This window comes from Kitasatospora sp. NPDC057198 (genome assembly GCF_042670125.1).
Taxonomy (GTDB): Bacteria; Actinomycetota; Actinomycetes; order Streptomycetales; family Streptomycetaceae; genus Kitasatospora.
In genome coordinates, this window is record NZ_JBHUWH010000202.1 from 1 (window position 1) to 13,229 (window position 13,229).

Here is a 13,229-nt window from a genome sequence, read left to right on the forward strand (position 1 = left end):
CGTGGCTATCTTGCTTGAATGTTTGACGGGGAGCGGCGGGCGCCGGGGGGGAGGGGCCCCGGCCGGCGGTGCGGCAGTGGCGCGGCGGGGTTCAGCGGGCGGTGATGCTGGTGACGAACTCGGCGAGCCGCTCCTGCGAGAGGTGGCGGGCGATGTCCGCCTCGCTGATCATGCCGACCAACTGGTGGTCGGGGTGGTTGATCACCGGCAGGCGGCGCACCCGCTCCTCCTCCATGACCTCCAGGACGAGGTCCGCCTCCTCGTCCTCCTCGATCACCCGCGGACGCCCGACGGCGAGTTCGACGCAGCGCACGGTGGCCGGGTCGCGCCCCTCGGCGACGGACTTGAGGACGATGTCCCGGTCGGTGAGGATGCCCAGCAGCTCCTGCTTCTCGCCGCAGATCGGCAGTGCGCCGACGCCCCGGTCCCGCATCAGCCGGGCGGCTTCGGCGAGCGTCTGCTCGCCCGTGACGCACTCCGCTCCGGGGTGCATGATCTCTTTCGCGGTCGTCATGGCCGGACCTCCCGAGGTGGTTGGCGCACGGCTGCCCCGTGCACGGTACGTCCGTCCCCTCCATGCTCGCCCCGGCCCGGGGCGGGGCGCCACCGCTGGGGGCGGCCGGTCACGCCGCGCGCGGCGGCGCGGCCCGCGACGGCCCGTTCCCGTCGGCGAGTTCGACAGCCGCGGCGATCTGCGGGAGTTCCAGCTGCTCGACGCCCCGCTCCGACACCTCCCGGTCCGGCACCTCCCGGTCCGGCCGGGCCGCCTCGGCGGCCTGGGCGGTGGCGCGGTCGGTGGAGCTCTCCAGGAAGCGCAGCAGCTCGACCGGGAACGGCAGCACCAGGGTCGAGTTCTTCTCCGCGGCGACCTCCACCACGGTCTGCAGCAGCCGCAGTTGGAGCGCGGCGGGCGTCGCGGACATCACCTGCGCGGCCTCCGAGAGCCGCGCGGACGCCTGGAACTCGCCGTCGGCGGTGATGATCCGGGCCCGCCGCTCCCGGTCGGCCTCGGCCTGCCGGGCCATCGAGCGCTTCATCGACTCGGGCAGCGCCACGTCCTTGATCTCGACCCGGTCGATCTGGATGCCCCAGCCCAACGCCGGGCTGTCCAGCATCAGTTCGAGCCCCTGGTTGATCGGCTCCCGGTTGGCCAGCAGGTCGTCCAGCTCGCTCTTGCCGATGATCGACCGCAGCGAGGTCTGCGCGACCTGCGACATCGCGAACCCGTAGTCCTGGACGTCGACGATCGCCTTCACCGGGTCGACCACCTTGAAGTACACCACCGCGTCCACCCGGACGGTCACGTTGTCCCGGGTGATGCCCTCCTGGGCGGGGATCGGCATCGTGACGGTCTGCACGTTCACCCGCCGCAGCCGGTCCGCCACCGGCAGGATCCGGGCCAGCCCCGGACCGCGCACCTCGCCCAGCACCCGGCCGAACCGGAACACCACCCCGCGCTGGGTCTGCTGCACCAGCCGCACGCTCAACCCGGCGTACACCGCCAGCACCACCAGCAGCGCGATCAGCGCACCGACCACGACCATCGCCGTCACCTCGACCCGATCGGCGCCCGGACCGCGCCCGGACCCGTACCTCCACGCTACTCCGCCGCCTCCCGTCCCGGGCCGGTCACCGACCGTAGGATTCCGCCCATGGAACCGCCCTCGGACTTCTCCCCCGCCGTCCTGGCCCCGCAGACCCGGAGCATCGCCGAGCTGGACGACCTGGTGGTCCACTGCCGGGCCTGCCCGCGGCTGGTCGCCTGGCGCGAGGAGACCGCGCTGGTCAAGCGCCGGGCGTTCCAGGACCAGGAGTACTGGGCCCGGCCGATCCCCGGCTTCGGGCCGTACGACGCCAGACTGGTGCTGGTCGGCCTCGCCCCCGCCGCGCACGGCGGCAACCGCACCGGCCGGATCTTCACCGGCGACCCCTCCGGGAACCTGCTGTACGCCTCGCTGCACCGGCTCGGCCTCGCCAACCGGCCGGAATCCACCTGGCGCGACGACGGCCTGCGGCTGCACGGGGTCCGGATCACCGACCCGGTGCGCTGCGCCCCGCCGGAGAACAAGCCGACCAACGCCGAACGCGACACCTGCCGGCCCTGGATCGTCCGCGAATTCGAGGAGATGCGCCCCACCGTCCGCGCCGTGGTCGCCCTCGGCGGCTTCGCCTGGCAGGCCGTCCTCCCCGTCCTGGCCGCCGCGGGCTGGCAGGTGCCCCGCCCCAAGCCGGTCTTCGGCCACGGCGCCCACGCCGTCCTCCCCGCCACCGACGACGGCCCCGACCTGCACCTCTTCGGCTGCTTCCACGTCAGCCCCCGCAACACCTACACCGGCCGCCTCACCCCCGCGATGGTCGACGACCTCCTCCGCGAGGCGGCCACCACGGCCGGACTGTGAGAACGGCGACGGGGAACGAACCAGGGGCCCGGGGAACGGCGGGTCCGTGCTGCTGACGGCCGGAGCCCATCGGAGTGTCCGTGCTGCTGCGTGTCTTCAACGGAACCGGAAGCCGATGCGCGCTCCGGCAGTGCACCGCCAGCAGACCGGGCCTCGCCGTTCCCCGAGCCCCTGAACGCGCGCACCCGCCGAGCCCCTGGGCTGTTCCCCTTTCGGCGTTCTCAGCGCAGTTTCTTCGGGCGGCGGGCGACCTGCTCCCAGACCTGCGGCAGCAGCTCGCGGGCGAAGCCGAGCTCGGCGGTCTGGCGGCCGTAGAGGGCGCCGTAGCCGAAGCCGCCGTCGGAGAGGGTGCGCAGGGTGTCGCGGGCGACGACGGCGTCCTGGTGGCGGCCGAGGACGTCCTGGAGGGCTTTCATCCGGCGGGTGAAGGCGCGGGCGGGGCGGCCGGCGGTCTCGCCGGCGTAGCGGGCGCGCTTGGCGGCCTTGCGGGTGTCGTGCAGGGCGCGTTCGAGGGCGGGGCCCCGGGGGGTGCGGCGGGCGACGGCGAGCCGTTCCGCGGTGCGGCGGTGTTCGCGGCGCAGGGTGCGGGTGAGTTCGGGCCCGTAGGGCTTCGCGGCGCGGGAGTTGAGGGGCGGGTCGGCGGCGAGGGCGGTGAGGGTGGCGAGCAGTCGGCGGAAGCGTTCGTCGTCGAGGGCGGTGAGGACGCGGGTGCGGGCGTCGCGGGTCTCGCGGGCGTGCCAGGCGGCGAGTTCGGCGAGGACGCGGTCCCGGTCGGTGCCGGGGGGCAGTTCGCGGGCCTGGGCGAGCAGGCGCTCGCCGAGCACTTCGGCGTCGCGGGCCGGTCCGAGGGCCCGGCCGAGCCGGCGCAGTGCGTCCTCGGTGGGGGTGTGGTCGCCGCGCAGGTGGCGCCGGTGGGTGCGCAGGGCGCTGCGCAGGCGGCGGGCGGCGACGCGCATCCGGTGGACGGCGTCGGGGCGGTCGGCGCGGGCGTCGGGTTCGAGGGCGGCGAGTTCGGCGGTCAGGGTGCGCAGGCGCGCGGTGACGGCGTCTCCCGCGGTGCGGTACGTCCGGTGGGCCACGTCGTCACGTCCTTCCGTGCCCTCCCAGGGTAGGCCGGTCGGTGGTGGGGCGGGCGCGAACACTCCGGCGGGCGCGGCGCGCCGGGCGTCTGCTGTGGGCTAAACGGGGAGCGGCGGGCGGGGCGGGTGCGCAGACTGGCGGGCATGGATGTCATTGAGGTGCTGCCCGGTCTGCGGATGCTGCTGCTCCCGGTCGGAGCGGCCTATCTGTGGTCGGACGGGCGGGAACTGACGCTGGTGGACAGCGGGCCGGTGGGGTTCGAGGACCAGGTCGCGGGGCTGGTGGAGTCGGTGCCGGGCGGGGAGTTGGCGCGGATCGTGCTGACCCACTGGCACGAGGACCACACCGGTGGCGCGGCCCACCTGGCGGCGCGTTTCGGGGGTGTGCCGGTGGTGGCGCACCGGTTGGAGGCGCCGGTGATCCGGGGCGAGGAGGTGGGGGCGCCGCCGGTGCTGGAGGAGTTCGAGCGTCCGATCCGGGCGTCGGTGCCGGAGCTGCCGCCCGCGCCGCCGTGCCGGGTGGACGTGGAGGTGGTGGACGGCGACGTGCTGCCGTTCGGCGGCGGGGCCCGGGTGGTGGGCGCGCCGGGGCACACGGACGGTTCGCTGGCGCTGCACCTGCCGGGCCCGGACCTGCTGTTCACGGGTGACGCGGTGGCCAACGTGGGGCAGACCATGCTGGGCGTGTTCAACACCGACCGGGCGCGGGCGATCGCCTCGCTGCACCGGTTGGCCGGGCTCGGCGCCGCGAACGCGGTGTTCGGTCACGGGGCGCCGCTGGTGGGGGACGCGGCGGAGGGCCTGAAGGCGGCGTCGGCGGCCTTCCGCTGAGCCGCGTGCGGGGCGGCGGGGACGGACGGCGGCGGCCACCCCGTACCGTCACCGCCGCCCCGCCCCGCGCTGCCCTGCACCGTCCGTACGCGCCTACGCCCGCACCGTCCGTACGTGCCCACACCCGCACCGCCCGTACGCCCGAGGAGGCCGGCCGAGGAGGTCAGTCGGTCTTCGGCGCGAGGCCCTGCTCGGCGAGCCAGTCGAGCTGCTTGAGCGGGGTGGAGCCGTAGCCGCCGCCGTGGTCGGCGAAGTTCCAGGTCTCGATGGCGGCGGGGCCGCCGTAGCGGTGGTAGGCGGCGAAGACGGTGGAGGGCGGGCAGACCGGGTCCATCAGGCCGACGCTGAACAGGGCGGGGGCGGTGGCGCGGGGGGCGAAGTGGACGCCGTCGAAGTAGTCGAGGGTGGCGAGGGTCTGCTCCTCCTTCTCGCGGCTGTGCCAGCGCAGGTACTTGGCGATCTCGGGGTAGGGGCCGTCGCCGGATATCCGCACGGCGCGCCGGAAGTGGCACAGGAACGGGACGTCGCTGAGCAGGGCGGCGACCTGCTCGGGGGCGAGGGCGGCGACGGCGAGGGCGAGGCCGCCGCCCTGGCTGGCGCCGGAGACGACCGCGCGGGCGGGGTCGGTGCCGGGCAGCTGCGGGAGGGCGTCGAGGGCGCGGACGCAGTCGGTGATCAGGCGGCGGTAGTAGTAGTTCGCCGGGGAGTCGATGCCGCGGGTCATGAAGCCCTCGGCCCACTGGGTGCCGTCGCCCTCGCCGCGGTCGGGGGTGTCGTGGCCCTGACCGCGGCTGTCGACGACCAGGTGGGCGTAGCCGGCGGCGGGCGGCAGCAGGTGTTCGCCGGGCAGGGCGCGTCCGCCGCTGTAGCCGATGTACTTGACGACGACGGGCAGCGGCTCGGTGGCGTGGCGGGGCAGGATCAGCCAGGCGGCGACGGGTTCGCCGCGCCAGCCGGGAAAGCGGACGTCGTACACGTCGAAGGCGGTGAGGCGGGTGTCGGTGCGCAGTTGCGCGGTGACGGGGCCGCCGGCGGCGCTGGCGGTGGCGAGGGTGTCGGCCCAGAAGGCGTCGAAGTCGGCGGGAGCGGTGAGCTCGGGGCGGTAGGCGTGGAGGCCGTCGAGGTCGAGGTCGGTGAGCGGCACGGCGGTTCAGCTCCGGTGGTGGTAGAGGTGCAGGGGGGTGGGGTGTCCGGCGCGCAGGTCGAGGCGCAGCGGGGGGCGGCCGGGGTCGGTGCCGAGGTGGACGCTGACGGTGCGGTCGGTGTCGGCGGTCAGGACGGCGTCGATCCGGTTCTCGGCGGTGTCCCAGCTGAGGGTGGTGAGAGTGGTGCGGCAGCGGGTGCGCAGGCCGCGGACGGTGCCGCGGGGCAGGTGGGCGGGCGGGGCCGGGAGCAGGACGATCCGGTCGGGGGTGGAGTGCAGGAGCGCTTCGATCAGCACGCCGGGGAGGGTGTGGGCGGCGTCGGCGTTGTAGACGTCCAGGTGCGGGTAGTGCGAGCTCATCAGCGAGGGGTGGAAGAAGCGGCCGTGCAGGACGGCGTCGAGGGCCTCGCCGAGCAGGTCGGCGTCGCCGAGGCGGGCGGCGATCAGGGCGCGGTGCAGGTGGCCGTGGGCGGAGTGGTTCTCGCTGCCGCGCAGGTGCAGGGCGCGGTGGGCGGCGGCGGCCAGGTCGGGGGTGTCGACGGGGTTGATCTCGCCGAGCGGCCAGACCGGGTGCAGGTGGCTGAGGTGCCGGTGCTCCTGGTTGTCGGCGGCGGCGGGCCAGGCCCATTCGGCCAGCGCCCCTTCGGAGTTGGTCCGGTAGGGGGGCAGCCGGTCGGCGAGCAGGCGGTGGCCGGTGGCGGTGAGGGTGTGGCGGGCGGCGGCGAGGTCCATGGCGGCGTTGACGCTGATCGGGCTGTCGGCGCCGAGGGGGGTGTTCTCGGGCGAGTAGGAGGGGACGAGCAGCAGGCGGCCGTCGGGGCCGGTGCGGGTGAGGAAGGCGCGGTAGAAGTCGGCGGTCTCGGCGAGGGCGGGGCGGACGAGCGCCTGGTCCGTCGCGGTGTCGCCGGTGGTGTCGACATGGTCGAGGAGGGGTTGCAGCAGCCAGTGGGCGCCGGCGGTCCACAGGTGCAGCGGGTAGTCCTCGCTGTAGTGGTAGGCGTGGCCGGAGCGGCCGTCGGTGTGGGCGGGGGCGACGATGCCGGGCAGGCCGAACAGGCGGCGGGCGTTGCTCCGCCAGTCGTCCAACTGGCGTGCGACGAAGGCGGCGTGGGCGTGGCTGACTTCGGGGAGGGCGGCCGCGGCGGCGGAGGAGACCTGGAGGTTGAGGTTGGCGTCGCAGGTGAGGGCGCCGCTCCAGGCGGTGTCCCAGGAGCCGGTCCACAGGCCGGTGAGCCGGGGCGGCAGGACGCCGGCGGAGCTGAGCAGGTGGTGGCGGCCGGCGTCGAAGAGCCGTTCCAGCAGGGCCGGTCGGTGGGTGTCGGGGTCGGCGAGCAGGGCGGAGCCGGGCAGCGCGCGGTGTTCCTCGGGGGCGCCGAGGTCGAGGTCGACCCGGTCGTAGGCGGGGGTGTGCCGGGCGAGGTGGCGTTCCAGCAGTTCGGGGTACGGGCGGTCGGGGAGGGCGGGCGGGGCCGGGTCCTCCCAGGGGTGGACCCGGGTGAGCAGCAGGACCTCGGCGCAGCCCTCGGCGCGGACGGCCTCCCCTGCGGTGTGCAGGGTGCCGCCGGTGGCGCGGACGTGCGTCCAGCAGGTGTACCCGTAGCCGGAGTCGCCGGGGTAGCGGACGTCGGTGCGCAGCACGGCTCCGCCGGGTTCGCCGGCGGCGGTGGTGTGGACGGTCAAGTCGGCGGGGGCGCCGTCGAGTTGCCAGTGGTGGGTCAACTCGAGGTCGCCGGTGCGTACTTCGCGGTGGACGATCAGGTCGTCGGCGCGCGAGGCGAAGGTTTCGGCGCGCCGGCCGTCCCAGTGGGTGGCCAGGACGCCGGTGCGGTGGTCGACTTCGCGCCGGTAGCCGTCGGCGGGGGTGGCGGGTGCGGCGGGGCGGCGCAGCCGGAGGGCGAGGGCGGGGTGGAAGGGGCGGACCCACTGGAGGGGTGCGGTGACGTGGCGGGCGACGGCCTCGCGGGCGCGGCCGGTCAGGACGGCGTCCCGGAGGTCCTCCAACTGCCCTGCCAGGTCGGGGGCGAGGGCGTGTTCGCCGCCGTTGGGGAGCAGCAGCAGGTGGTGGTTGACGACGATCAGTTCGTCGCGGGTGCGGCCATGCGCCATGGCGCCGTGGGTGCCGTTGCCGGTGAGGAAGGCGTCCTCCCAGCGGGCGGCCGGGGCGGGTTCCCAACTGCCGCGTCGGCGGGGGCGGTTCATGAGACGGCCGGGCATGAGACGGCCGGCTGCTGGGCGGCCGGCTGCTGGGCGGCCGGCTGCTGGGCGGTCGGGCGCAGGACGGCGGCGCCGTGGCGTTCCAGGGTGAGGGTGCCGGTGCCGGGCTTGCCGGTGAGCAGGTCCTCCCAGTGGCCGGGCAGCTCGCAACCGGCTTGCTGGGGGCCGTGGTTGAGCAGGAAGAGCAGGTCGCCGCGGCGGACGGCCTCGACGCCGGCGGGCAGGTGTTCGACGGTGGGGCGCAGTCCGGCTTCGCGGGCGGCGCGGGTGAGCAGGGCGCGCAGGGTGTCGGGTTCGGGGCGGGTGGAGAGGTACCAGGCGGTGCCCCGGCCGTGGGTGTGGCGGGTGACGGCGGGCAGTCCGGCGAGTTCGCCGTCCGTGTAGCGGGCCACGGTCTCGGCGCCGGCGGTCTCCAACTCCTCGGCCCACAGCGAGCCCTGGAAGTGCTGTCCGTCGGTGCCGGTGCAGCCGACGCGTTCGCCCTCGTTCAGCGGCCACCACTGGTGGACGGCGGCGAGGCCGAGGACCTCGCGCAGCCGGGCGTCGACCCCGCCGGGGCGGATCCGGTCCTGGTGGTCGGCGACGCCGGTGAAGTAGCCGGTGACCAGGGTGCCGCCGGAGCTGACGTAGTGGGCGAGGTTGTCGAGGGCGGCGTCGGTGAGCAGGTAGAGCGAGGGGATGACGACCAGGCGGTAGCGGGTGAGGTCGGCGGCGGGGTGGGCCAGGTCGGTGGTGTGGTTGGCCTCCCACAGGGCGCGGTGCCAGGCGGTGACGTTCTCCTGGTAGGTGAGCAGTTCGGAGGGGCGGCCGGGCTGTTCGCTCGCCCACCAGGCGTCCCAGTCGTGCAGCAGGGCGACGTCGGCGGTGACGCGGGTGCCGGAGACGGCGGGGCCGAGCCGGTCGAGGTCGGCGCCGAGGGCGGCGGCCTCGCGGAACACCCGGTTGCCGGTGCCGGAGTGCGGGAGCATCGCGGAGTGGAACTTCTCGGCGCCCTGCCGGGACTGCCGCCACTGGAAGAAGCAGATCGCGTCGGCGCCGCGGGCGACGGCCTGCAGCGACCAGAGCCGGTTGAGGCCGGCCGGCTTGGGGCGGTTGACGGGGCGCCAGTTGACGGCGCCGGTGGCCTGTTCCATCAGCATCCAGGGGCCGCCGGCCATCGAGCGGGCGAGGTCCTGGACGAGGGCGCCGTGCTGGGCGCCGAGGGCGTCGTCGGGGTCGGGGTAGATGTCGAGCGCGACGACGTCCTGTTCCTTCGCCCAGGCCCAGCCGTCCTGGCCGCGCCAGAACGGCATGTGGTTGGTGGTGACGGGGGTGCCGGGGCTGTGCCGGGCGACGATGGTGTGTTCGGCGGTGTAGCACTCCAGCAGGGCGTCGGAGGTGAAGCGGGCGAAGTCGAGGAGCTGGGCGGGGTTGCGGATGTACTGGGCCTGGCGGGGCGGCAGGATCTCGTCCCACTCGGCGTAGTGCTGGCTCCAGAAGGCGGTGCCCCAGGCGGAGTTGAGCTCCTCGAGGGTGCCGTGGCGGTGCTGCAGCCAGCGCCGGAAGTGGGCGGCGGTCTCGTCGCACCAGCAGTGCGTGCCGTACTCGTTGTTGACGTGCCACATGGTGAGCGCGGGGTGCGCGCCGTAGCGGGCGGCGAGCTGCTCGGTGATGGCGGCGGCGCGGCGGCGGTACTCCGGGGAGGAGGCGCAGAACTGGTTGCGGGAGCCGTACCAGACGGTGGTGCCGTTCTCGGCGCGCGGCAGGGTCTCGGGGTGGAGGTGGCCGAGCCACGGGGGCGGGGAGGCGGTGGGGGTGGCCAGGACGACGCCGATGCCGTTCTCGTGCAGCAGGTCGAGCAGGCGGTCGAGCCAGCCGAAGTCGTAGGCGCCGGGCGCGGGTTCGAGCCGGGCCCAGGAGAACACGCCGACGGTGACGCTGGTGACGCCGGCCTGCCGCATCAGGCGGACGTCCTCCGGCCAGGTCTCCTCGGGCCACTGCTCGGGGTTGTAGTCGCCGCCGTAGAGGATGCGGCCGCGGGTGGCGTCGTTCAGGTCGGGCATGCGGGTGTTCCTGTCCGTTCAGTCGCCCTGGCTGAGGGGCTGGAGTTCGAACCAGTCGAAGTGCGCGGTGCCTTCGGCGGCGTACAGGCCGATGACGCGGCCGGTGAAGCCGCCGGCGGTTTCGGTGGTGAGGTAGCGGCCGTCGAGGGTGGCGAGCACCTCGAAGGTGCCGTCGGGCCGTTCGAAGCCGAGGGCGAGGGCGTCGGGGCCGGTGCGCGGGCCGCGCGGGGCGGCGGGGGCGGTCTCGGCGCGCAGCACCACGTCGTGGTGCGGGAGTTCGCGTTCGGCGGTGACGGTGACCTGTCCGCCGAGGTGGGTGGTGACCCGGACGCGGCGGCCGTCGGCCTCGACGGTGTAGGCGTGCTCGTCGTCGAGGCGGACGGCGAGGCCGCCGGTGCCTTCGGCGGTGTCGAGCCGGGTGCGGGCGCGGACGGCGTGGTGCTGCTGGCGGCGGCCGGTGAAGGTGCCGTCGAAGTGGCCGTCGCGGGCGCGCAGGGTGAGTGAGCCGGGGCGCCGGGCGGTGGTGACGTGCTCGGCGGGGCGGTCGCGGACGGAGAGCCACTGCGGGGGCAGCGGGCCGTCGAAGTCCTCGCGGCCGGGTTCGGCCGGCCAGGGGTGCGACTCCCAGGGGAGGTCCGGGAGTTCGACGGGGACTTCGCCGATCACCGGCCAGTCGCCGGCCCAGGCCACCGGGGCCAGGTAGGTCTCGCGGCCGAGCGGGTGCCAGCCGGGGGTGCCGCCGCGCGGGCGGACGCCGAGCAGCAGGGCCCACCAGCTGCCGTCGGGGCCCTGGACCAGGTCGGCGTGGCCGGTGTTCTGGATCGGGCTGTGGCGGCCGGCGTGGGTGAGCAGCGGGTTGTCCGGGCAGGGCTCGAAGAGGCCGTCGGGGCGGCGGGAGCGGGCGACCGAGACACTGTGGGCGCGTTCGGTGCCGCCCTCGGCGATCAGCAGGTACCACCAGTCGCCGATCCGGTACAGGTGCGGCGCCTCGGGGGCCTGCCGGGTGCCGGACCACAGCGGGCGGGGGGTCTCCAGGGCCTTGCCGGTGGCCGGGTCGATCCGCAGCTGGGCGACGCCGGCGACGGTGCAGAAACAGGTGCCGTCCTCGTCCCAGGCGAGGTCCGGGTCGATGCCGGGGACGTCGGGCAGCCGGACGGGGTCGGACCACGGGCCGGCCGGGTCCTCGGCGGTGACCAGCAGGTTGCCGGTGCCGACCTCGGTGGTGATCAACCAGAACCGGCCGTCGTGGTGGCGCAGGGTGGGGGCGTAGACGCCGCCGGAGGAGGGGGTGCCGGGCGGGAGCGGCAGGTCGGCGAGGGCGTTGCCGATCTGCCGCCAGTGCACCAGGTCGCGGCTGTGCAGGATCGGCACGCCGGGGTGGTACTCGAAGCTGGAGCAGGCCAGGTAGTAGTCCTCGCCGACCCGGCAGACGCTGGGGTCGGGATGGAAGCCGGGGACGACGGGGTTGCGCGGGCGGTCGGCGGGCACGGCTGGCGCTACCTCCTGCGGGCGGGCGGGACGGGGGCGAGCAGCGGTCCGCTGCTCTGCCGGGGGGTCAGGACGGGGGCGAGCAGGACGAGTTCGTCCTCGGGGTCGGTGCCGCGTTCGGCGGCGGCGATCCGGCGCATCACCTGGTCGACGGCGACCCGGCCGAGTTCCTGGGCGGGGCCGGTGACGGCGGTCAGGCCGGGGGCGTACTGCTCGGCGAGCTGTTCGGGGCAGAGCGCGACCACCGAGGCGTCCTCGGGGACGGTGCGTCCGCTGGTGGGCAGCAGTTGCAGCAGCGGGCCGATGGCGTTCTCGTTCTGGACGACGAAGCCGGTGGTGTCGGGGCGGTCGGCGAGGATCCGGGCCAGGGTGCCGGCCGTGGATTCGTAGGTGCCTTCGCAGGGGCGGTGGAGGAATCTCAGGCCGCGTTCGAGGGCGCGCTCCCGGAATCCGGTCAGGGTGCGTTCGGCGTAGCCGGCGTGGCGGTGGTAGACGGCGGGCGCGTAGCCGATGAAGGCGACGTCCCGGTGGCCGAGGTCGGCGAGGTGGTCGGCGCACTGGGCGCCGGCCGCGGCGAAGTCGTGGTCGACGCAGGACAGGCCGGTGCTGTCGGCGGGCAGGCCGATCATCGACGCCTGGATGCCCTGTTCGCGCAGGACGGGGATGCGCTCGTCGTCGAGTTCGACGTCCATCAGGATGACCCCGTCCGCCAGGCCGCTCGCGGCGACCCGGCGGACCCCGTCGGGGCCTTCGTCGTTGGTGATCAGCAGCACGTCGTAGCCGTGCTGGCGGGCCGCCATGGTGACCGAGACGGCGATCTCCATCATGATCGGCACGTACACGTCGGTGCGCAGCGGCACGACCAGGGCGATGATGTGGGAGCGCCGTCCGGCGAGCGCGCGGGCGCCGGCGTTGGGGTGGTAGCCGAGCTCCTCGACGGCGTGCTGGACGCGGCGGCGGGTGGCCTCCGAGATCGAGCGCTTGCCGCTGAGCACGTAGCTGACGGTGCTGGGCGAGACGCCCGCGTGCCGGGCCACGTCGGCGAGAGTCACCATGGGTGCGGTTCCTGCTTTCCTGGTCGGTGGGGTGTGCGGCCCCTGTGGCGCCAGGTTACTGACGCCGGGTCGTGCGTTGTTCCCGCTCCGGTTCAGCCCTTGATGGCGCCGGTGAGGACACCGGTGCGGAAGTGCTTCTGCATGAAGGGGTAAACCATCAGCAGCGGCACCAGGGTGAGGACCACGACGGCCATCTGGAGGGTGAGCGGCGCGGTCTGCGCGTTGGCGGCGCCGAAGCCGGAGTTGACGGATCCGGGCAGGCCGTTGCCGCGGTTGACGTAGGTCAGCAGTACGTACTGCAGCGGCCACTTCTCGGCCGAGGTCGGCATGTAGAGCATCACGTTGAAGAACGAGTTCCAGTAGCCGACCGCGTAGAACAGCGCGATCACGGCGGTGACGGCCCTCGAGGTGGGCAGCACCACCGACCACAGGATCCGCCAGTCGCCGGCGCCGTCGAGGCGGGCGGCGTCGATCAGGTCGGCGGAGGTGGTGGAGTAGAACGAGCGCAGCACCAGGATGTTGAACACCGAGACGGCGCTGGGCAGGATCAGCGACCACCACTGGTCGTAGCCGCCGAGTCCGGTGACCACCAGGAAGGTCGGGATCAGGCCGCCGCTGACGAACATGGTGACGATCAGCAGGGTCAGGATCGGGCGGTGCGCGAAGGACTCGGAGCGGGAGAGGCCGTAGGCCGCCATCACCGAGACGATCATGGACACCAGGGTGCCGACGATGGTGATCGCGAAGCTGACCATCAGGGCGGTGCGGACGGTGCCGTCGCCGAGCATCTGCCGGTACGCCTCGAAGGTGACGCCGTCGGGCCAGACCACCAGGCCGCCGGCCCGGTTGACGGCGCCGGGGGTGGAGATGCTGGTCAGTCCGATGATCCAGAGCGGGACGGCCACGGCGGCGATCACGCCGGCCAGGGTGATGCCCTTGGCGCCCTGGCCGATCAGGGTGGGCGGCTCCTCCCAGGG

Annotated in this window: 11 protein-coding genes; 2 read left to right on the forward strand and 9 right to left on the reverse strand. The window is 74.5% G+C overall.

Annotated features, from left to right (window positions below):
• Positions 1-91 precede the first annotated feature (91 nt).
• Together ACFUEL_RS22110 and ACFUEL_RS22115 are read right to left on the reverse strand one after the other, a co-directional pair.
• Positions 92-514 carry a CBS domain-containing protein gene (locus ACFUEL_RS22110; RefSeq protein ID WP_380238233.1) on the reverse strand — a complete coding sequence of 141 codons (423 nt, stop codon included), beginning with the start codon at positions 512-514 and terminating at the stop codon, positions 92-94.
• Between the two features lie 109 nt (positions 515-623).
• On the reverse strand, positions 624-1,544 hold the full coding sequence (locus ACFUEL_RS22115) for an SPFH domain-containing protein (RefSeq protein WP_380238234.1): 921 nt from the start codon (positions 1,542-1,544) through the stop codon (positions 624-626).
• A gap of 108 nt (positions 1,545-1,652) precedes the next feature.
• Here ACFUEL_RS22115 and ACFUEL_RS22120 point away from each other — a divergent pair, with 108 nt between their 5' ends.
• Positions 1,653-2,399 carry a uracil-DNA glycosylase gene (locus tag ACFUEL_RS22120; protein WP_380238235.1) on the forward strand — a complete coding sequence of 249 codons (747 nt, stop codon included), beginning with the start codon at positions 1,653-1,655 and terminating at the stop codon, positions 2,397-2,399.
• 221 nt (positions 2,400-2,620) lie between these two features.
• Here ACFUEL_RS22120 and ACFUEL_RS22125 read toward each other — a convergent pair whose 3' ends face one another.
• Positions 2,621-3,478 (reverse strand): CHAD domain-containing protein, encoded by an 858-nt coding sequence (locus ACFUEL_RS22125; protein WP_380238236.1) that lies wholly within the window; start codon positions 3,476-3,478, stop codon positions 2,621-2,623.
• 144 nt (positions 3,479-3,622) lie between these two features.
• Here ACFUEL_RS22125 and ACFUEL_RS22130 point away from each other — a divergent pair, with 144 nt between their 5' ends.
• Positions 3,623-4,309: an MBL fold metallo-hydrolase gene (locus ACFUEL_RS22130; protein WP_380238237.1), complete on the forward strand. Its 687-nt coding sequence runs from the start codon at positions 3,623-3,625 to the stop codon at positions 4,307-4,309.
• A 163-nt stretch (positions 4,310-4,472) separates the two neighbouring features.
• On the opposite strand, the gene ACFUEL_RS22135 is transcribed toward ACFUEL_RS22130, so the two are convergent.
• The 6 genes from ACFUEL_RS22135 to ACFUEL_RS22160 form a co-directional block, all read right to left on the reverse strand.
• Complete coding sequence (locus ACFUEL_RS22135) at positions 4,473-5,453, reverse strand: acetylxylan esterase (RefSeq protein ID WP_380238238.1); 981 nt, start codon at positions 5,451-5,453, stop codon at positions 4,473-4,475.
• A gap of 6 nt (positions 5,454-5,459) precedes the next feature.
• Complete coding sequence (locus ACFUEL_RS22140) at positions 5,460-7,652, reverse strand: glycoside hydrolase N-terminal domain-containing protein (RefSeq protein ID WP_380238239.1); 2,193 nt, start codon at positions 7,650-7,652, stop codon at positions 5,460-5,462.
• Positions 7,649-9,709 carry a beta-galactosidase gene (locus ACFUEL_RS22145; RefSeq protein ID WP_380238240.1) on the reverse strand — a complete coding sequence of 687 codons (2,061 nt, stop codon included), beginning with the start codon at positions 9,707-9,709 and terminating at the stop codon, positions 7,649-7,651. Before ACFUEL_RS22145 ends, ACFUEL_RS22140 begins: the two co-directional genes overlap by 4 nt.
• 18 nt (positions 9,710-9,727) lie before the next feature.
• Positions 9,728-11,197, reverse strand: a complete 1,470-nt coding sequence (locus ACFUEL_RS22150) for a glycoside hydrolase family 43 protein (protein WP_380238241.1) — start codon at positions 11,195-11,197, stop codon at positions 9,728-9,730.
• Between the two features lie 8 nt (positions 11,198-11,205).
• On the reverse strand, positions 11,206-12,252 hold the full coding sequence (locus ACFUEL_RS22155) for a LacI family DNA-binding transcriptional regulator (protein ID WP_376053180.1): 1,047 nt from the start codon (positions 12,250-12,252) through the stop codon (positions 11,206-11,208).
• Between the two features lie 92 nt (positions 12,253-12,344).
• A partial coding sequence (locus ACFUEL_RS22160; RefSeq protein ID WP_380238242.1) for a carbohydrate ABC transporter permease occupies positions 12,345-13,229 on the reverse strand: 885 nt, incomplete at its 5' end.